19 protein-coding genes are annotated in these 19,482 nt (G+C 41.8%); 11 read left to right on the forward strand and 8 right to left on the reverse strand.

Annotated features, from left to right (window positions below):
• Positions 1–162 precede the first annotated feature (162 nt).
• From ESV85_RS15080 to guaB, 4 genes are all read left to right on the forward strand, one after another.
• Positions 163–1,350 (forward strand): class I SAM-dependent methyltransferase, encoded by a 1,188-nt coding sequence (locus ESV85_RS15080; RefSeq protein WP_146918981.1) that lies wholly within the window; start codon positions 163–165, stop codon positions 1,348–1,350.
• Positions 1,351–1,388: 38 nt separating this feature from the next.
• Positions 1,389–1,568, forward strand: a complete 180-nt coding sequence (locus ESV85_RS15085) for a hypothetical protein (RefSeq protein WP_146918983.1) — start codon at positions 1,389–1,391, stop codon at positions 1,566–1,568.
• Positions 1,556–1,837 carry a type II toxin-antitoxin system RelE/ParE family toxin gene (locus tag ESV85_RS15090; RefSeq protein WP_146918984.1) on the forward strand — a complete coding sequence of 94 codons (282 nt, stop codon included), beginning with the start codon at positions 1,556–1,558 and terminating at the stop codon, positions 1,835–1,837. Before ESV85_RS15085 ends, ESV85_RS15090 begins: the two co-directional genes overlap by 13 nt.
• Positions 1,838–2,014: 177 nt before the next feature.
• Positions 2,015–3,493, forward strand: a complete 1,479-nt coding sequence (gene guaB / locus ESV85_RS15095; protein ID WP_146918986.1) for an IMP dehydrogenase — start codon at positions 2,015–2,017, stop codon at positions 3,491–3,493.
• 116 nt (positions 3,494–3,609) lie between these two features.
• On the opposite strand, the gene ESV85_RS15100 is transcribed toward guaB, so the two are convergent.
• The 3 genes from ESV85_RS15100 to ESV85_RS15110 all read right to left on the reverse strand — a co-directional run bounded on the left by ESV85_RS15100 (position 3,610) and on the right by ESV85_RS15110 (position 5,103).
• Positions 3,610–4,068, reverse strand: a complete 459-nt coding sequence (locus ESV85_RS15100; RefSeq protein WP_146918988.1) for an RES family NAD+ phosphorylase — start codon at positions 4,066–4,068, stop codon at positions 3,610–3,612.
• A gap of 3 nt (positions 4,069–4,071) precedes the next feature.
• On the reverse strand, positions 4,072–4,539 hold the full coding sequence (locus ESV85_RS15105) for an antitoxin Xre/MbcA/ParS toxin-binding domain-containing protein (RefSeq protein WP_146918989.1): 468 nt from the start codon (positions 4,537–4,539) through the stop codon (positions 4,072–4,074).
• A gap of 87 nt (positions 4,540–4,626) precedes the next feature.
• Complete coding sequence (locus ESV85_RS15110; protein WP_146918991.1) at positions 4,627–5,103, reverse strand: GNAT family N-acetyltransferase; 477 nt, start codon at positions 5,101–5,103, stop codon at positions 4,627–4,629.
• A gap of 62 nt (positions 5,104–5,165) precedes the next feature.
• Between ESV85_RS15110 and ESV85_RS15115 the strand changes: the two genes are divergently transcribed.
• Positions 5,166–5,936 (forward strand): type III pantothenate kinase, encoded by a 771-nt coding sequence (locus ESV85_RS15115; RefSeq protein ID WP_146918993.1) that lies wholly within the window; start codon positions 5,166–5,168, stop codon positions 5,934–5,936.
• On the opposite strand, the gene ESV85_RS15120 is transcribed toward ESV85_RS15115, so the two are convergent.
• Positions 5,933–6,601: a peptidoglycan DD-metalloendopeptidase family protein gene (locus tag ESV85_RS15120; RefSeq protein WP_146918995.1), complete on the reverse strand. Its 669-nt coding sequence runs from the start codon at positions 6,599–6,601 to the stop codon at positions 5,933–5,935. The genes ESV85_RS15115 and ESV85_RS15120 overlap by 4 nt on opposite strands.
• Before the next feature lie 180 nt (positions 6,602–6,781).
• On the opposite strand from ESV85_RS15120, the gene ESV85_RS15125 reads away from it, so the two are divergent.
• Positions 6,782–7,732 (forward strand): pyridoxal-phosphate dependent enzyme, encoded by a 951-nt coding sequence (locus ESV85_RS15125; protein ID WP_146918997.1) that lies wholly within the window; start codon positions 6,782–6,784, stop codon positions 7,730–7,732.
• A gap of 5 nt (positions 7,733–7,737) precedes the next feature.
• On the opposite strand, the gene ESV85_RS15130 is transcribed toward ESV85_RS15125, so the two are convergent.
• A complete protein-coding gene (locus ESV85_RS15130; protein WP_146918999.1) occupies positions 7,738–10,698 on the reverse strand; it encodes a glycoside hydrolase family 3 N-terminal domain-containing protein in 2,961 nt (986 codons plus the stop codon).
• A 280-nt stretch (positions 10,699–10,978) separates the two neighbouring features.
• Here ESV85_RS15130 and ESV85_RS15135 point away from each other — a divergent pair, with 280 nt between their 5' ends.
• The 4 genes from ESV85_RS15135 to ESV85_RS15150 are packed head-to-tail and all read left to right on the forward strand — an operon-like array spanning position 10,979 to position 14,966.
• Positions 10,979–11,392 (forward strand): hypothetical protein, encoded by a 414-nt coding sequence (locus ESV85_RS15135; RefSeq protein WP_146919001.1) that lies wholly within the window; start codon positions 10,979–10,981, stop codon positions 11,390–11,392.
• Positions 11,385–13,232: a DNA mismatch repair endonuclease MutL gene (mutL, locus tag ESV85_RS15140; protein ID WP_146919003.1), complete on the forward strand. Its 1,848-nt coding sequence runs from the start codon at positions 11,385–11,387 to the stop codon at positions 13,230–13,232. The genes ESV85_RS15135 and mutL overlap by 8 nt, the downstream gene beginning before the upstream one ends.
• A 1-nt stretch (position 13,233) precedes the next feature.
• Positions 13,234–14,025 (forward strand): rhomboid family intramembrane serine protease, encoded by a 792-nt coding sequence (locus ESV85_RS15145; protein ID WP_146919005.1) that lies wholly within the window; start codon positions 13,234–13,236, stop codon positions 14,023–14,025.
• Between the two features lie 2 nt (positions 14,026–14,027).
• Positions 14,028–14,966: a rhomboid family protein gene (locus tag ESV85_RS15150; protein WP_146919007.1), complete on the forward strand. Its 939-nt coding sequence runs from the start codon at positions 14,028–14,030 to the stop codon at positions 14,964–14,966.
• 106 nt (positions 14,967–15,072) lie between these two features.
• Here ESV85_RS15150 and ESV85_RS15155 read toward each other — a convergent pair whose 3' ends face one another.
• The 3 genes from ESV85_RS15155 to ESV85_RS15165 form a co-directional block, all read right to left on the reverse strand.
• Positions 15,073–15,549 carry an outer membrane beta-barrel protein gene (locus ESV85_RS15155; protein WP_146919009.1) on the reverse strand — a complete coding sequence of 159 codons (477 nt, stop codon included), beginning with the start codon at positions 15,547–15,549 and terminating at the stop codon, positions 15,073–15,075.
• Between the two features lie 59 nt (positions 15,550–15,608).
• Entirely contained in the window at positions 15,609–16,676 is a 1,068-nt protein-coding gene (gene rlmN, locus ESV85_RS15160; RefSeq protein WP_146919011.1) for a 23S rRNA (adenine(2503)-C(2))-methyltransferase RlmN, read from the reverse strand.
• Between the two features lie 69 nt (positions 16,677–16,745).
• Positions 16,746–17,228 carry a peptide deformylase gene (locus ESV85_RS15165; RefSeq protein ID WP_146919013.1) on the reverse strand — a complete coding sequence of 161 codons (483 nt, stop codon included), beginning with the start codon at positions 17,226–17,228 and terminating at the stop codon, positions 16,746–16,748.
• A gap of 76 nt (positions 17,229–17,304) precedes the next feature.
• Here ESV85_RS15165 and ESV85_RS15170 point away from each other — a divergent pair, with 76 nt between their 5' ends.
• Positions 17,305–19,209 (forward strand): ABC-F family ATP-binding cassette domain-containing protein, encoded by a 1,905-nt coding sequence (locus ESV85_RS15170; protein WP_146919015.1) that lies wholly within the window; start codon positions 17,305–17,307, stop codon positions 19,207–19,209.
• Positions 19,210–19,482 lie beyond the last annotated feature (273 nt).

A 19,482-nucleotide genomic window follows, 5' to 3' on the forward strand; every position in this document is an offset into this window, starting at 1 on the left:
AGCGAAATGGCGTTTGGAGGAATAAATTGTAAAGGTATCAAAACCAAAATTTCTATTGAGTCACCAAAGCCAGATTGTCAAAGCACAGTTTTTCACCGCTTTTAAAATCTCATTCTGACAGACTCAGAAAGAAAAACTACCTTTGTACAGAATTTATTTCCCATGAAGCTACACAACAACACCATCCGCGGAGTCCATACCGCACTTGCAGCCATTTTCGAAGAAGGTCAGTACGCTGATAAAGTGATCGAAAGAACACTTAAATCTAACCCAAAATGGGGTGCGCGAGATCGCTCTTTCATTGCAGAAACTACTTATGAAATGGTTCGTTGGTGGCGTCTGATCAACTTTTTAAGCCCGAGTAAGGAGCCTTACGACCTTTTTGGTACCTATTGGTTGATGCAGGGTCATACTCTTCCTCCTTGGGAAGAATTTGCAAAAATCAACCCGGACAAAATCAAAGAGAAGTACGAGAAGCTGGATGATCCAGCCAAGTTGGAATCTGTTCCTGATTGGCTTTTTGATCTAGGAAAAAAGGAATTGGGAGACAAATGGGAAGCTGAAATCCACAGTTTGAATCAGGAAGCACAAGTAGTTTTACGTGTAAACACCCTGAAAATCACTCGTGAGCAGCTCAAAAACAGACTGGCTGAGGATAATATTCACACACACATTGTGAAGGGATATCCAGATGCTTTGATATTGGATGAGCGAACCAATGTATTCCGCAACCCTGCTTTCAAAGAAGGGATGTTTGAAGTACAAGATGCCTCTTCTCAGTTAGTTGCCGCCGCCCTAGCCGTTGAGCCTGGAATGCGAGTGATCGATGCTTGTGCAGGTGCTGGAGGAAAATCCCTTCACATCGCAGCGTTGATGCAAAACAAAGGAAAAGTTCTTTCCATGGATGTGGAAGAATGGAAACTTCAGCAAACCAAGCTTAGAGCTCGTCGTGATGGCGTAGCGATCATTGAGCGCAAGGTGATTGAAGGTTCTAAGACCATCAAAAGAATGAAAGAAACAGCTGATAGATTATTATTAGACGTTCCTTGTTCAGGTTTGGGAGTTCTTCGTAGAAATCCTGATACCAAGTGGAAACTGAGTGAAGAATCGATAGAGAAAGTACGTCAGACGCAACAGGAAATTCTTCAAAGCTATCCTTCCATGGTGAAGCCAGGCGGACAAATGGTCTATGCGACTTGCAGTATTTTGCCTTCTGAAAATCAGGATCAAATCGCCAAGTTCTTGGAAAGTGAAGCGGGAAAAGACTTCACATTAATCGAAGATCAAAAAGTCCTAGCACAGGAAAGTGGTTTTGATGGATTCTATATTGCTAGACTGCAGAAAAAGTAGTTTTTCACTATATTGGATTAGCTTAAACATTTGATCCTATGAAAAAGGCAGCTGTATTAGAATCAATTTCTAAAATGAATGAGGAAATAAGTATAGATGAGATCGTGGACCGCTTACTTATTCTTGAAAAAATTGACAAAGGAAGATCTCAATTGTCCTCAGGTCAATCTAAAACTGAAGAGCAAGCCAAACAAAAATTGGCAAAATGGCTAAGCTGATTTGGTCAGATCAAGCTATCTCTGACCTTGAAGGCATTGGAGATTTTATTGGTCAAGATTCAGAAAAGTTTGCGAAAATCACTGTGAAGAAACTCTTTGAAAGAGCACTTATCCTCAAAACTTTCCCAACCATGGGACGAATTGTTCCAGAAAAAAATTCATCCAAAATTAGAGAGTTAATAGAAAGGAATTATAGGATTATTTACGAGATCATTTCAGAACTGGAAATCCATATACTCACTATTCACCACAGCAGACCTGATTTATAGTTATTATTATTCAGAATTATATTCAATCACCGCAGTTTCTTAGCATTATGTACAAATTCGGTTTTAATTAAAATTCAGCCTCATTTCCAAATTTATTTTGGAGGGTATTAGTTTGGCATTGGATTTTGTATGTAACTTTGACGGGCAAATAGGGTTACCTCCATACCAATATTTGCCATGAATAGAAATTCCGACAAGTTCCTTTACGAAGCACTCACCTACGACGACGTGCTTCTTGTCCCAGGTTATTCAGAAGTCCTTCCACGCGACACGAATACCTCTACCCAACTCACCAAAAAAATCAGGTTAAACATTCCTTTGGTTTCCGCTGCTATGGACACGGTCACTGAGGCTGAATTGGCTATTGCCATAGCGCTAGAAGGTGGACTTGGATTTGTTCACAAGAACATGTCTATCGAGCAGCAGGCGGCGCAAGTACGCAAAGTAAAGCGCTCTCAGGCAGGTATGATCCTGGATCCAATCACGCTTCACATAGATGCCAAAGTTCGTGACGCTGAGCAAATCATGCGTGAATTTAACATTGGCGGGATTCCTGTAATCGATGAAAACAAGATTCTGAAAGGAATCATCACCAACCGTGATCTTCGTTTCATTAAGGATCAGGATCGTCCTATTCGTGAGATTATGACCATCGAAAATCTCATTACTGCCAAATCTGGCGTATCGCTAGAGCAAGCAGAAGAGATCCTTCAAGAATATAAAATCGAGAAACTTCCAATTGTAGATGATGAATACAAGCTAACTGGCTTGATCACCTATAAGGATATTCTTAAGAGAAAAGACAAGCCAAATGCTTGTAAGGATGAATTTGGAAGACTTCGTGTTGGCGCAGCAGTAGGTGTGACTGCAGATATCGTAGAGAGAGTAGAAGCGTTGAAAAATGCAGGTGTTGATGTGGTTTCTATCGATACTGCTCATGGCCATTCCAAAGGAGTAATCGAAACTTGTAGAAAAATCAAAGATGCTTTTCCTGATTTGGAAGTAATAGTAGGAAATATTGCTACACCGGAAGCGGCAATTGCACTAGCGGATGCGGGTGCTGATGCGGTCAAAGTGGGTGTAGGCCCAGGATCTATCTGTACTACAAGGATCATTGCCGGTGTTGGTGTTCCTCAATTATCGGCTGTGTATGAATGTGCAGAGGCATTGAAAGGTCGCGGAGTTCCTGTCATAGCAGATGGCGGTATTCGCTATTCTGGTGATTTGGTAAAAGCAATCGCTGCAGGCGGAAGTTCAATAATGATTGGATCTCTTTTGGCAGGAACTGAAGAAGCTCCTGGTGAAATGATTATTTTCCAAGGCAGAAAATTCAAGTCTTACAGAGGCATGGGTTCTTTGGAGGCTATGGAGTCTGGTTCCAAAGATCGTTACTTCCAAGACGCTGAAGAAAATATTAAAAAGCTCGTTCCAGAAGGAATCGTAGGTCGAGTTCCTTTCAAAGGCTTGGTATCTGAAGTTCTATACCAACTTGTAGGGGGACTTCAGGCAGGAATGGGATACTGTGGTACAGCGACTATAGAAGATCTTCAGAACAATGGTAAATTCGTGAAAATTACGTCAGCTGGGGTGAAAGAATCACATCCACACGATGTAAGTGTAACTAGAGAAGCTCCTAACTACAGCCTCAAATCATAAATTAACTCAGGTTTTTAACCTAGTGAGTAAACACCAAAAAAGACCGGGGTTTCCGGTCTTTTTTAGTGCCTCAGAAAATTAATTTTCCAATTTTCTAATCTTCCAATTTTAAAATTTCAGGAATTCACCTCGAAACTCACATCCCATTCCTCCACTACTTTTACTGAATTTTGAAAATCAGGATGCAGAGGATTAATCAATACATTATACTCGCTTGGATAGCTTTTTAAAGGAATTCGACAGGATGGAATTCTAAGAACTGGAGAAATCATCCCTTTTGCCCAAGCAGTACCAAACTCCTGAGTTGATCGAGGATGAGGTCTATTTTTCCAGTCAGTCGGCAACAGCGTAGCATCTAATTCTGGAATTGGAGTCTGAATCTCAAGTACAACCAGCTTCCATTTACTTTGGGTAACTACGGCTCCTTTGATACTTAGCAGCTCTAGAAAGTTAAGGGAAGAAATACTGCTTCCGTAGATTATCGGTGTACCGTATTGATTCCACCTTCCAGCTCCTACACCAAAGCCAAGTGAACTTCTACCTGCAAGATTTTCAATTAGTCGAAAATACTTCATCAGCTACAGAATAGATCCCCAGGACATCGCTTCCATCGCCTCATCCACACGATCGACACCATAAGGACTCTTCATCAGTAGAGATGGCTTTTGATCGCCAAGGGATGTATTTTCAGTATGAAGCCATTGCGAAAGCAACTCCTCCGTACCGAATATCCTGATGCCCTTTGCAATCACCTGATCCATCTCCAAAATACTCTTCGTAAGCATCTTGGTAAGCTTCCTATCTTCTTTGCGCCAGCGAGACAAGGTACTCGGATCCACTTCTAGCATCTCCGAGACATCCTGCTGAGTAAAATCCAGAAAGTCAAAGATCTCTCCTGTATCGTGGAAGGAAACAGCTACATCATAGACTGCTGCTGGCTCGCTCACCATGGATATAGCCTCTTGAAAAAAATAGTAAGAATCATGACCTGTGCTTATAGTCTCAGCTCCCGCCTCTCCAAATGATATTTTCCAAGTGTGTGTCATAGCTATTCAATTAACCCACACTAAGTTACATACATTTATTGCAAATGCAATACTATTATATCGCATTTGCAATATTTTAATTAACTCCTAATCGAGGATCTGTTTGATTTCATAATCTTGCAGGTGGGCATTTAGCCAGCCGGCTTCTAGTGTTGCGCCATATTTTCTATAGAAATTGATTGCGGGCTCATTCCAATCCAATACTTGCCACATCATTCCTGTACAATTTTCCTCCAGGCCTTTCTTCATCACACGATCAAAAAGCAGCTTACCAGCACCATTTCCTCTTTCAGATTGGGTCACAACCAGATCTTCTAAATAAATTCTCCGTCCCTTCCAGGTACTATAGCGATAATAATAGATGGCAAGACCTATAATCTCAGATGTTTCGTCTTTTATACAGAGAAACGTTCCAAAAACAGGATTTTTACCAAATCCATCTTCTTCCATCATCGCAAGCGTATTCGTGACTTGCTCAGGCGCTTTCTCATAAAGTGCCAACTCATTTATCAATTCCAGTACTCGAGGTAGGTCCTCGATTTTTCCTTCTCTTAGCGTATACATGTTCAAAGTTTATAAATCCGTTTAATTTTGGGAAAGGCTAATTTAATCAAATCTGAGAAACAATGTTTTTAGCAATCGATGCAGGAAATTCAAATGTGGTTTTTGCGCTCTATGATGAAGTGAGTAAAAGCTGGAAAAATCACTTTCGGATCGAAACGCAATCTTCCAAATTCGCTGCGCAACTTCACAAAAAAGTACCTATGTATTTTTTGGAGCATGGGATAAGTCCTAGCGACATAAAACGAATAGGATTCAGCTCTGTAGTTCCGGAGATCAATGAGCAGATTCTTCAGTTCTGCGAAAATTACATCGGCACTCAGCCATACCTTATTTCTCCTGCCAGTTTTCCAAACCTCCCTATAAAAAGCCTCCGACCTAATGAAATCGGCACTGATCTGATGTGCAACGTAATGGCGGCCTATTCTAAGTACAGAAAAGCTTTAGTCGTAGTGGATTTTGGAACAGCGCTCACTTTCACTGTGGTTGATGGCAAAGGTGAAATTATAGGAGTCAATATCGTCCCTGGGCTCAAAACTGCACTCAATTCGCTTTTTCAAAACACATCCAAACTACCGGAAGTAGAATTGAAAATGCCTGAATCTGCGCTTGGCAAAGACACCATCCATGCAATCCAAGCAGGTATTTTATATGGGTACACGGGTTTGGTGAAGGGAATGCTGGAAGCAATAGCCCGTGAAACCCAGCAAAATTTTCAGGTAATCGCCACGGGAGGACTTTCTTCAGTTTTAACACCCCTTGCGGAGGTTTTTGAGGAAATCGACAAAAATCTTACACTGGAAGGATTACGATTAATCACTGAAGCTAATTCCTAAAGTAGCTCGCTTCGCAAAATCAAATTGGGATCTGGGCAAATCATCTGATATTCCCCAACTTCTCTCTGTGAGCAAACGCCTGGGAAATCACCAACATTTCCCATCAAATCCCATATTAACTGAAAATGTAAGTGCGGTGGCCAATCACCGTTTTCAGGAAATGGACCCACATGAGCAAGTAATTCACCTGGCTTTACTTCTTGCCCGATTTCAATTCCTGCTAGATCAGACAGAAAAAGATGGCCATAAAGTGAATACAGTTTTTCCCCTTCTAATTCATGCTCCAAAATGATAGTAGCTCCATAATTTCCGAAGCCAGCATTATCCTGAAAGCTGTGAATACTTCCATCTATTGGTACAAATACAGGCGCGCCCGCTTCAGTCCAGATATCTACCCCAAGATGTATGTTTCTGAAATCAGCGTCTGCTGTCGCAAAGACAGTACTTCTCCTGTAAATAGCGCGGTGCTCCAAATACCCACCAATTCCATATTTCCTGCCTGAGTTCTCTATCTGCTGAGTTACATATTCATCAAATGCTGCAGTATTTGACAAGTCCAAACTCTCCAAATCTGAATTTGTAGGACTAAAATCCAACTTGACAGTAGTCTCACTACTTAGCTTTTCCCCCATGACTGGGAAAAAATCAATCTCATTCCAATTCATGCCTGAAGATATATAATCATCTCAAACCGACTAAACTATTTCCCAATTCCCTAAGTCACTTTTCTGCAATTCTCCCTATTTTCAACCCATGAAATCGAGCATGTCGAAAGAGACACATAGAGGAATGATTATTCACAATGCGAGATTCCATCTGACCATTAAAAAACTAAAAATAAGCAGATGAAAACCACTTTCCCTACTCTTACTGACATTCAGGCTGCACACGATCGCATTCAGCCTTTTATTCACCGCACGCCTATTTTGACATCTTCAGCAATCAATGAAATAGCAGGTTCTGAGATATTTTTTAAGTGTGAAAACTTCCAGAAAGTTGGAGCTTTCAAAGCTCGTGGAGCTGCAAATGCAGTGATGAAACTTACCAATACACAAAAGGCAAAAGGAGTAGCAACGCATAGCAGTGGAAACCACGCTGCAGCCTTAGCTAGAGCGGCCTCAGTCGCTGGTATTCCATCTTACATCGTCATGCCATCCAACGCTCCAGAAATCAAAAAGAAAGCGGTAAAAGGCTACGGCGGAGAAATCATAGAATGTGAACCAAACCTAAAGGCAAGAGAAACCGCACTGGAAGAAGTAGTGAAGAAAACAGGAGCGACTTTTATTCCTCCTTACGACTTTATGGATGTGATCGAAGGCCAGGCAACTTGTGCTTTAGAGCTTATTGAAGACCAAGAAGATTTAGATATCATTATTGCTCCAGTGGGCGGCGGAGGATTGCTTGGAGGGACAGCTCTAACAGCTCATTACCTAAATCCAAACATTGAGGTAATTGCAGCAGAACCACAGGGTGCCGATGATGCATTCCAGTCTTTTCACGCAGGCAAAATCATTCCCCAATCCGGTCCAAACACAATCGCGGATGGATTATTGACTTCGCTGGGAGTTTTGAATTTCGAACTGATCAAAGCCTACGTTTCGGATATTCTTTTAGCCACAGATCCGCAAATCATCGAAGCCATGCGTTTGATTTATGAGCGGATGAAAATAGTTATTGAGCCTTCCTGCGCTGTACCCTTAGCAGCTTTGCTTGCAAATCAAGATAGGTTCAGGGGGAGAAAAGTTGGGATTATTCTTTCAGGTGGGAATGTCGATTTGGGGAAATTGCCTTTTTAGAAAGACTATTTTTTCCCCATCGCCTCATAAATGATATCATGGATATCCGTACGGATTCCTTCTTTTAATAATTTCGTATTCGTAGCATCGGGATAAACACGATTGGAAAGAAATACATAAATAAGATCATTTTCAGGATCAGCCCATACACAAGTTCCAGTGAATCCAGTATGTCCAAAAGTTGATTTTGGAGCCAAATCACCCGCTGATCCTCCACTTCCAACCTCAGTGTTTGGCTTATCCCAACCCCAGCCTCTACGGCTTTGACGGGATTGATTTTTGGTAAACTTCTTCACCGTCTCTGGTCGAATCAGATTTACTCCACCGTAACTTCCTTCGTTGAGCATCATTTGCATCATCACCGCTAGGTCATTGGCTTTGCCAAAAAGCCCGGCATGCCCCGCTACTCCACCAAACATGGCTGCTCCAGGATCATGAACATAGCCCTGAACTTGTCTCTTTCTGAAAGTAATATCATTCTCAGTGGGAGCGATATTATCTATCGGCATTTTCATAGCTGGATTGAAAGTCATGGTACTAAGTCCTAAGGGAGCATAAAAATTCTGATCCATGAACGTTTCCAAAGGTTGATTCACTACTCGTTCCACTACTGCCTGCATCAAGTACATCGTAAGATCTGAGTATACGTACGCGTGCTTACTTGCTCCTCTCGGAATTGGAGTAATCTTCGACTCCACTGTCCAGTGCCAGATACTATCACGAAGTGCGTCCATTCCAAACATGTCGTTGGACACTGGTCTTGTAAAGCCAGGTGAAGATGTAGGCTTGTAATAATCCCCTCTCCATTGACCCGCTTCGACTGTGCGAGCATAATACGGGATATAGGCAATAAGTCCAGCTTCGTGCGCCATCACATCACGGAGTACCATTTTTCCTTTATTTGTACCTTTCAGTTCAGGCAAATAATCTTGCAAGGAATTTCCCATATCCAATTCACCTCGACTTTCCAAAAACATAACCGCCTGCGTAGTTGCCAAAACCTTTGTAATAGAAGCTAAATCAAATACAGTTTCAGAATTCATGGCAGGGCTAGACTTGTATTCTAAGCTCCCATAGGACCTTTCGAAGACTACCTTCCCATTTTTCACTACCAACACATTTGCTCCTGGTGTAGCTTGAATTCGTATTGCTTTTTCTGCTACCGCATCTATTTTGTCCAAGATTTTCCCGTCCAGACCAACACTTTCTGGAGTACCGTAAGAAAGCCTATTGATAGACTTCATATATCCACCTACGCCATGTGAAAACTCACCATTTACAGTCACAGGCAATATTCCTTTTGCATCTCTAGCTCCAAAAAGTATCTGTGGTGCCATTTCCTGAGTCACAGGATTATTCTCATAAGCAAAAACCACATTTCCGATTCCTTCTAATTCCTGTGCGGCATATGCATTCCCAAAAAGTACTGTCACTACTTTTTGACGCTTTGCCAAGTCTTTGATGAATTGCACATCACTAGGAGATACACCAAATTTCCTTTTTGGACTATTCGTCACTCCCATCAAACCTACTACCACCACATCGAAGTCTTCCAGCTGCTTCATGGTATTGTAGTGAGTCGTTTCATTTGCGGCTTTTTCAATACTGAAATGCTCAAACTTCGTGTATTTGCTCAGATACTTTTGGAAATCCTTTCCTTCATCACCTATACTCAGACTAGCAAAATTCGTTAAGTCCAGATTTTTGAAAGGCAGAAGATTTCCCTTATTTACAGCCACTGTTATAGCATCTGCATAGAGGTCCTCAATGATAGCCTCAGTCTCTGGCATATCCAGCCTTTCAACTAATTTGTATGTATTGATTGGTCTATACTCGTTCAATCCAGACCAGTATTTAGCACGCAAAATCTTCTTTACTCTGCGATCAATTTCCTTTTCAGATATTCTACCATCCGCAACTGCTTCCTTAATTAGTATCTTAGCTTTTGCCACATCCTGAGAATAGAGCAACACATCATTTCCCGCTAGCAATGCTTTCAAATCAACTTCTCCGGGAGAATTTGCTATCGCCACCCCTCTCATATTGAGGGCGTCGGTAAAAACCAAACCCTGAAAATTCATCCGATTTTGCAGTAAATCTGTCACAACTTTTTTGGAAAGACTTGTAGGGATATTTCCTGCATCATCCAAGCTGGGCACATTCAAATGTGCGACCATCACAGACATCAAGTCTTCTTTGAATAGCTCTTGATAAGGGTATAAATCCACATCCCAAATCCGCTGCTCAAGATTCTTAATCACTGGCAAAGAATAATGGCTATCAGCCTCTGTGTCTCCATGGCCTGGAAAATGCTTCGCATTAGCAATCACTCCATTGTCCTGCAGGCCTTTCATATAAGAAATAGCATGCGTGGTGACAACTTCTCTATCACCTCCAAAAGCTCTATATCCAATCACCGGGTTGTCAGGATTGGAATTCACATCCACTACCGGGGCAAAATTGATGTGCATACCTAGCACCTTAAACTGTCGTGCCATTTCCTTTCCCATGGCATACACCAAATCAGGATTTTGCACAGCTCCCAAAGTCATGGCCTTTGGGAAATCAGGAACTGAATCCAGTCGCATACTGATTCCCCATTCTGCATCCATAGCTATAAAAAGTGGGGTTTTGGACTGAGCTTGGTAGAGATTAGTCAGGCGCGCTTGTCTATCTGGTCCACCTTGGAAAAAAATCAAGCCTCCAAGATTCTCTGTTTTTATAAGATTACTGATTTCATCTACGTGTTTTTGATCCTTGTTAGAGTAAGCGGCGACCATGAAAAGCTGCCCCAAACGCTCATCAAAAGTCAGACTATTAAATACAGAATCCACCCAATTCAACTGAGCTATTGAGTCAGGCGTAGAAAGAGGATCAACTATTTTTAATGATTCATCGATTTTCCCGGAGGAAAAAGTAAGAGCTATAATACCAACTGCGAAAACTCTCCAAAGCTTACTGCTCATGCTTGAGTAAATTTTTAATCCTTAACTTTTAAAATAAATTTGTACGGGCGACCGATTCAGAAAGCGAATTTGGCTTTTCTCATCGCTTACCATATCTCAAGTTTACATCCTGTACATTGATGCATTTGCTTGATAAATGAAGTTACTAAAGATAAGGTAACATCGAACCGTAAATAGGGTTAAAAAGGTCATAAATTTGATATCTGGTGTACTGTACTGGAACTTATTCCCCCTTTGTGCTTTTACTTAACGTGAGACTAGAATTAAAATTTAAAATGTTATGAAATTTCCTTCTGTATTTCGAACTGCCGCGCCGATGAGATTTGATATCAAACCTAGATATTACGATCCAGTGAGGGAGGAAATCGAACAAAGAACCTCCCAAATAAAGAAAGAATTGGCAGCTCAGGGACTTTTGGAAAAAAGTGATGGGACTTCACATGATATTGGAACATATGGCGCAGGTATTCGTGGCTCTTTTGGGCAGCATAAAGGAATAAAGGAGCGAGATGGGGTTAATATGTTTGCCTCTACAGCGATGATCCGGACTTTTATTTTCCTGCTGCTTCTTGGTTCAATTTTCGGCTATATATATCTCGGCCCAGTAATATTTGAATATATGGCTTACGCAGTAGCTCTGGGAGCAGCTATCTATTTTTTCTTCAGGCTAAAACCCAAGAAGAAAAATGAGTGATATTATCCAACTCCTTCCCGATGCGATAGCCAATCAAATCGCAGCAGGAGAAGTAGTTCAAAGACCAGCTTCTGCACTTAAGGAACTCCTTGAAAATGCGGTGGACGCTGGCGCTACCCAAGTACAGGTAGTGGTAAAAGAATCCGGAAAACAGCTTATCCAAGTAATAGACAACGGTAAAGGCATGTCTGGAACCGATGCTCGTATGAGTTTTGAGCGTCATGCTACATCTAAAATCCGAAGTTCTTCGGATCTTTTTTCTATCAGAACATTCGGATTTCGCGGGGAAGCTTTGGCCTCTATTGCTGCGGTAGCTCAGGTAGAACTGAAAACACGCCAAGCAGAATCTGAACTTGGAACTTTGATACAAATCGAAGGCTCTGAAGTGAAAAAACAAGAGCCATTTGCAGGGAATGTAGGAACCTCCGTTTCTATGAAAAACCTGTTTTTCAATGTACCCGCCCGAAGGAATTTCCTAAAGTCCAACCCAGTAGAAATGCGCCACATCGTAGATGAATTTCAGCGGGTAGCACTTTCGTATTCTGAAATCGGATTTTCCCTGTTTCAACAAGACCTGGAAGTTTACAGCCTCACACCTGGCAAACTAAGTCATAGAATTGTAGGCCTTTTTGGCAAAAACTACCAAGGTCAACTCGTACCATGCGAGGAACTGACTCCACATGTAAATGTGAAAGGCTACATAGGAAAACCTGAAAATGCCAAGAAAACCCGTGGGGAGCAGTTCTTCTTTGTGAACAATCGCTTCATCAAAAGCAGCTACTTGAATCACGCGGTAAGCTCAGCTTTCGAAGGATTGCTACAACCGGATCAGCATCCATTTTATGTGCTTTTCCTAGAAATCGATCCCTCGCATATCGATATCAATGTCCATCCGACCAAGACTGAAATCAAGTTTGACGACGAGCGGACTATCTATGCAGTCATTCGATCTGCTGTTAAACAATCGCTGGGAGCACATCATGTCGTTCCGTCCTTGGACTTCAGTCTCGATGTGAATTTCAACGAAAAATGGGATAAGGATCCTGAGAAAAAAGCTCAAGTGGATCGAGAATACAGCTACAAATCATTCAATACCCCAGAATTCAAGCAAGCCAGCACTTCTGGCTGGGAAAAATTATTTGAAGGAACCCAACAACCAATAAGAGACATCAACCGATCTACCCCCTCCGAAGAAACAGAGGTTTTAACTTTTGAAAGTAGGGCCAAGCCAGACGAAGCCACTGAATTTATTCCTAGACCCATTGAGACAGAGTCTACTGGAGCTACATTTCAGGTAGAACTGAGCTATGTGATCGCGCAGATGTCCACCGGATTTCTTATCATAGATCAGCAGACAGCACATGAGCGTATATTGTATGAGCGCTATTTGCGCCAGCTGAAACTCGCTCAAGGCACTTCTCAGCAATGTCTTTTTCCGCCTACCATCAATCTCGGCCCATCTGACTACGCATTGGTGATGGATATCATGCCAGAATTGCACAGCTTGGGCTTTATGGTTTCTGAGTTTGGCAAAGACACGGTGCTTATTCAAGGTGTTCCGGCTGATATACCAGTTAAAAATGAAAAGGAGCTTTTTGAAGGGCTTCTGGAGCAATACAAACATTTCAAAAGTGAGCTATCGCTCGACACAAGAGAAAATCTAGCGCGCTCTTTGGCGCGAAAATCGTCCTTGAAAAAAGGACAAAAACTAAATTCACAAGAAATGGAAACCCTGGTTGGGCAGCTTTTTGCCTGTCAAAATCCAAATTATGGATTGGGAGGGAACAAAACGTTCGTGAAATTAGATTTAAGCAGTATTCATTCTTTCTTCGGCAAATAGCATGTTTAGAAATATTACACCGGTAGTTAAAAACCTACTTCTTATCAATGTGGGACTGCTTATCGTCTCGCAGTTTATCTTTCCTCAATTGAATCAGTGGTTTGCGCTTTATTACATTCACAGCCCATATTTCAAGCCATTTCAGTTTCTGACCTACATGTTTATGCATGCGGATTTCTGGCATTTGTTCGGCAATATGTTCGGACTTATGATCTTTGGTCCTTTACTAGAGCAGTTTTTGGGGCCAAAGAAATTGTTGATTCTTTGGATGGTTTGTGGAGTAGGATCAGGTGTTCTTTACTCAGGATATACTGCCTATCGAATGAACAATTTGGAGGAAAAAGTGGCGATGTTCCAAAACAATCCAGACCCTGAATCCTTTAACAAGTTGGTCTTGGAAAACCGTGGTTTTTTCCAAAGCTCCGTGTTTGACTTTGTGGATGCGTATAGCCGAAATCCTGATGATCCAAATAAAATCAGCCAGGCGAAGCAAACACTTGATGCTATTTTGGACATTCAAGGCAATGTACCAATGGTAGGTGCCTCAGGAGCTCTATTCGGGGTTTTGATCGCATTTGCGATGCTTTTCCCCAACACGCAGCTATTTCTATTATTCCCGCCGATACCGATCAAGGCAAAATATATGGTGCTTTTCTACAGTCTTTATACCATATATAACGTATTTGTGAATAATCCTCTGGATAACGTAGCACACTTTGCCCACCTCAGCGGATTGGTGATTGGCGGAGTTTTAGTTTACTTCTGGAAAAAAGACAGAAACAGTTTTTATTAATTATGTACGGTAACTTTTGGGATAATCTTCGGAACGCTTTTAAGCACAGCGACAACAGTCTTTATAAGCTGCTTGCGATCAACATTTTGGTGTTTTTCGTTGTGCTTGTATTTCGTGTGTTTATGACCATCGGGGGCTTGGGTAACTTGTATACCACAGTTCTATCCTACCTGATGATGCCAGCTTCTTTTTCTAGGCTAGCGACCCAGCCGTGGAGCATCTTTACTTACATGTTTTTGCACGAGGGGATTCTACACATCCTCTTCAACATGCTTTTCTTATTTTGGTTTGGTCAGCTGATTCATCAGTTTTTAGGAAGTAGAAAACTTGCCAACCTCTATATTCTGGGCGGTCTAGCAGGAGCATTATTCTATGTATTGATCTATAATCTCTCTCCCTATTTCAATTCCAATTTGGACTCTTCCCTAATGCTGGGAGCTAGTGCGGGAATCTTCGCTATTGTAGTGGGAGCAGCTACCCTTTCGCCTAATACAACCTTCTTTCTAATTCTTCTTGGTCCTGTAAAGATCAAATATATCGCGATTTTCTATGTGATTTTATCCTTTGCCAATTCCGCAGGAGCAAATGCGGGTGGAGAACTAGCTCACCTTGGAGGCGCACTTCTTGGCTACTTATATATTATTCAGCTGCGCAAAGGAAACGATTGGGGCGTACCGGTTCAGAAAGTCGGTATCTTCTTCGAGGATCTATTCTCTGGTCGAAAAAGCAATGTAAAAGTTTCCTATCGCAAAGCTAAAACCTCCAATAGTGGAGGCTTCTCATCCTTCACAAAGGATAAAAAATCTAGTCCTACATCCATTAGTTCTGACGATGCAACACAAGAGGAAATAGATAAGATCTTGGACAAAATCGCTGATCGTGGCTACGAAGCGCTGAACAAAGAAGAGAAGCGGAAGTTGTTTGAGTTTTCGAAGAAGTAAAAAAAGTATCAAGTAGTTAGACATAAGATATTAGACAACAGCAACGCTCTCTTGACTCTAATTTCTTGCGTCTCTAGTCTTACGTCTTGATACTTGCTACTAAAAATTACAACGGAATCGCAAACCCAACTCTAAAGCCAACTTCTCTTGGTAAAGGACTTTGGAAGCGGAATTCAGTACTTAATCCGATCGCATCGGTCAATCGAATATAAGCGCCCACTCCTACATTTGCTCCCTTTTGATTTCTCGTAGTACCTGCTCCATCAGGCTGGGTATTTACCCATGTTTGGCTATAACCTGCCATGAAATACATCTGAGAAGGCCCATCTGATATATAATATCGTAAGTCAGCACTGAAATTACTTTCCTTACCTACCTGCGGAAAAACAAAGGTATAACTAGGCATCAAGGCAAATTTGTCTACAAAGAAGTATTCAATTCCTGCCCCCACTCCAAAGTTATGGTAATTCAATCCATACGTCCCAAATCCATGGAAACGGGCATTTCCCTGTTCTTGGGTTTGTGCCAACCCGACAAAAGAGAGCATAAATGTGGCGCAAAAAATCAGTAAAGCCTTTTTCATAAAATAGGATTGTTAAAATTCGACAAGAAATTAGTTGGCTTTAGCATAGAAAGCAAATCTTATCCAACGTTGAGCTCCGCTACCTCATTCTTATTGGCCAACTGACCACAAGCAGCATCAATGTCCTGACCACGGGATCTTCTCACTTTGGCGATGATTCCCTGAGATTCCAAAATGCGGACGTACATATCAACCGATTCTTGGCTAGCCTGACGGAATTCTCCTTCATCGATAGGGTTGTACTGGATCAGATTGACTTTGGATGGGATAAGCTTACAGAATTTTGCCAAGGCTCGGGCATGTCGCTCATCGTCGTTGATTCCATCCCAGATCACATATTCATAGGTGACTTTGCGTTTGGTTTTTTCATACCAATACTTCAATGATTCTCCCAATTCCTCTACAGGATTGGTGTCATTGATAGGCATCAGCATAGATCTGGTTTCGTTGATTGCAGAGTGAAGCGAAACGGCTAAATTGAAGCGAACTTCATCATCAGCGAGCTTACGGATCATTTTGGTCACACCCACAGTAGAAACAGTAATTCTTCGCGGAGCCATTCCCAGTCCTTCTGGAGAGGTGATTTTATCTATCGCTTCCAGCACATTCGCATAGTTTAGCAGAGGCTCTCCCATTCCCATAAAAACAATATTGGTCAGGGGACGCTGGAAATATTCTTCCGCCTCATCTTTGATAGCCACCACCTGATCATAGATCTCATCAGGATTCAGGTTTCGCATGCGCTTCAATTTTCCTGTCGCACAAAAGTTACAGCTCAAACTGCATCCAACCTGAGAAGAAACACAGGCCGTAATTCGCTTAGTCGTAGGAATCAAAACTGACTCCACAATCATAGTATCGTAGAGTTTTACTGCATTCTTGATCGTTCCATCATTCGAATGCTGCATCAGATCAACCTGAATATGGTTGATTTCAAAATGCGTTTTAAGCATCTCTCTCGTGCTCAATGAGATATTACTCATCTCATCAAAATTCTTCAGAGACTTATTCCACAGCCATTCATATACCTGCTTGGCACGGAATTTCTTATCTCCCTGCGCCAAAAAGAATTCTTCTAACTGCGCCAGAGATAGCTTACGGATGTCTTTTTTCTGAATTGCTTCCATAGACGCAAAGGTAAGACTTTTCAGAGTATCAAGTAGCTAGTGAAAAGTATCAAAAAAGTAGGTGCGATATTATTTCCACTTAAAGCTTTTCTGGTCTATTGCTCGCATGGTACATAGTATTCCATCCAAGTGATCATATTCATGCTGTATCAATTCAGAAATAGCTCCCGAAACATTCCATTCCTGCTCTTTCCATTTTTCATCTCTATAAACTAGGGTTAAGGATTGATGTCTTTTTACGTTGACTAACAGATTCGGAAAACTCATGCAATCATCCCACAACTCAAACTTCTCGTCACTGAGATTTTTAAGCTCCGGATTGAGAATCACATAGGGTTTATCCAAGTTTAGGTAAAACATCCGCTTCATAATCCCTAGCTGTGGAGCAGCGATTCCTCTCCCAAAACCATAAACGCTTCGAATATCGGCCATGGCCTCATGTAATTCCTGAACCCAACCCGATACTTGATCCAGTTCGGATTCCAAGACTGGCTCACATACTTCGTAAAGCCTAGGATCGCCGAGTTTGAGGATGTCGTGAATGGTTTTCATGATTTGAAAATAGCCTTTCTATTGAAACTTAGGAAGTCATACCTATACTCACTTTGCTTTTCCCTACTTTTGCGGCATGAATTACCTTTCGGTTGAAAACCTCAGTAAAGCTTTCGGTGAGCGCAAGCTTTTTTCCAATATCTCTTTTGGCATTTCTCAGGGTCAGAAAATTGCCCTAGTAGGCATTAATGGCGCTGGTAAATCCACGCTGATGAAAATCATCATGGGCTTGGAGATTCCTGACACGGGTCAAGTTGGAACCAACCAGCAGGTGAAAGTGGCATATGTGCATCAAAACCCAGTTTTTGAAGGCACGATGAGCATTTACCAAACCATCTTTGACCAAAGTAATTCCGAAATTCTGAAAGTGATCGAGGATTATCACAAGGCCATGCTGGAAGCAGAACGTGGCATTGATAATTCGGATAAGATGTCGGTATTATTTGAGAAAATGGATGCCTTCCAAGCTTGGGATTTTGAATACCAAGTGAAAGAGGTACTAGGCAAATTGGGTCTTCATGACACCGATCTTCCTGTAGGAACACTTTCCGGTGGACAACGCAAGCGAGTTGCTTTGGCAAAAGCTATTCTTGAGAAACCTGATTTGTTGCTTCTAGATGAGCCTACCAACCACCTTGATCTGGAAACCATCGAATGGCTGGAAGACTACTTGGCAAAAGCCAACCTTGCCCTTTTCATGGTAACTCACGATAGGTACTTCCTAGAAAAAGTAACCAATGAGATCCTAGAACTCGATCAGGGCAAAGTCCATCGCTACTTAGGAAACTATGGCTACTTTCTTGACAAGAAAGAAGAGCGGATGGAGATCGAGGACATAGAACTCGAAAAAGCAAAAAGCCTCTACAAAAAGGAACTGGATTGGATTCGTCGTCAGCCTAAGGCTAGAAGCACCAAAGCAAAATACCGTGTGGATGCTTTCGAAGACACCAAAGAAAAAGCTTCCCAGAAGCGCGAAGAACGCGATATTCAGTTGACCGTGACGACTCAGCGACTTGGAAACAAGATCATTGAAATCGAAAAAATGCACAAAGCATTTGGCGACAAAACCATCGTCAATGACTTCTCTTATACATTCAAGAAGAAAGATAGAGTCGGAATCATAGGCCCAAATGGTGCTGGGAAAACCACTTTCCTTAATATGATCACCGGACAAATGGCTCCTGACTCGGGAACAGTTTCCATCGGTCAGACTACTGCTTTTGGTTATTACAAACAGGAAGAAAGTAGTTTTGACGAGGAAAAGCGCCTGTTAGATATCGTAAAGGAAGTTGCTGAAGTAGTTACCATCGCTGGTGGAGCTACGATTACAGTTTCTCAATTTTTGACGCAGTTTGGATTTCCTCCCAAGCAACAGCATACGCCAGTCGCTAAACTGAGTGGTGGCGAGCGAAGAAGACTTCAGCTGTTGATGGTTTTGATTAAGAATCCTAACTTCCTGATTCTCGATGAGCCTACCAATGATCTGGATTTGATGACGCTGAATACGCTGGAGGAGTTTTTGGATACCTTCCCAGGCTGTTTAATCATCGTTTCTCATGATAGATATTTCATGGATCGTCTGGTGGAGCATTTGTTTGTTTTCGAAGGAGAAGGAGAGATTTCTGATTTTCCTGGGAATTACTCTGAGTTCCGAGAAGTTCAGAAAGACGAACTTCAATCAGGTGTCAAAAAAGTGGAAAAGAAAAGCCAAGAACCAGCTGCTAAGGCAGAGCCTGTAGCCATTCCTACCCCGACCAAAACTAAGGCTAGCTACAAGCAGAAGCAGGAATTCAAAACTGTGAATGAAACAATAGCGAAGCTAGAAAAGGAGAAATCTGAACTTACCGAGAAAATCAGCGGCGGAAATTCTGATCACGAAGAACTGATGAAAATTTCCTCACGCATGCTAGCTATCGATGCTGAGTTAGAAGAATTAGAACTGACTTGGTTGGAATTGAGTGAGTTGGATGGGATAGAATAATTAAGAAAAGATCACAAATGGTTCAAGTCTCATGTCCTGCCCGAATACAAGGCGGGCTTGGACCTACTACATTGAAGTCTCCAGACTTCTTTTACTTAAAAAATATGGGCAGTCTGAAGACTGCATTTCAAAAGGCACAAGTCATGAGACTCATATCTTTGGAATGAATCAAAAAAACAGAATAATGGTGTAGCCAGACTTCGAGACTAAGTACGGCAATGTCGATACTGTGCGCAAGGAATCACACCTTTATTCTTTCCTCTTCAAATCTGA

This window comes from Algoriphagus aquimarinus, assembly GCF_007997215.1.
Lineage (GTDB): Bacteria > Bacteroidota > Bacteroidia > Cytophagales > Cyclobacteriaceae > Algoriphagus > Algoriphagus aquimarinus_A.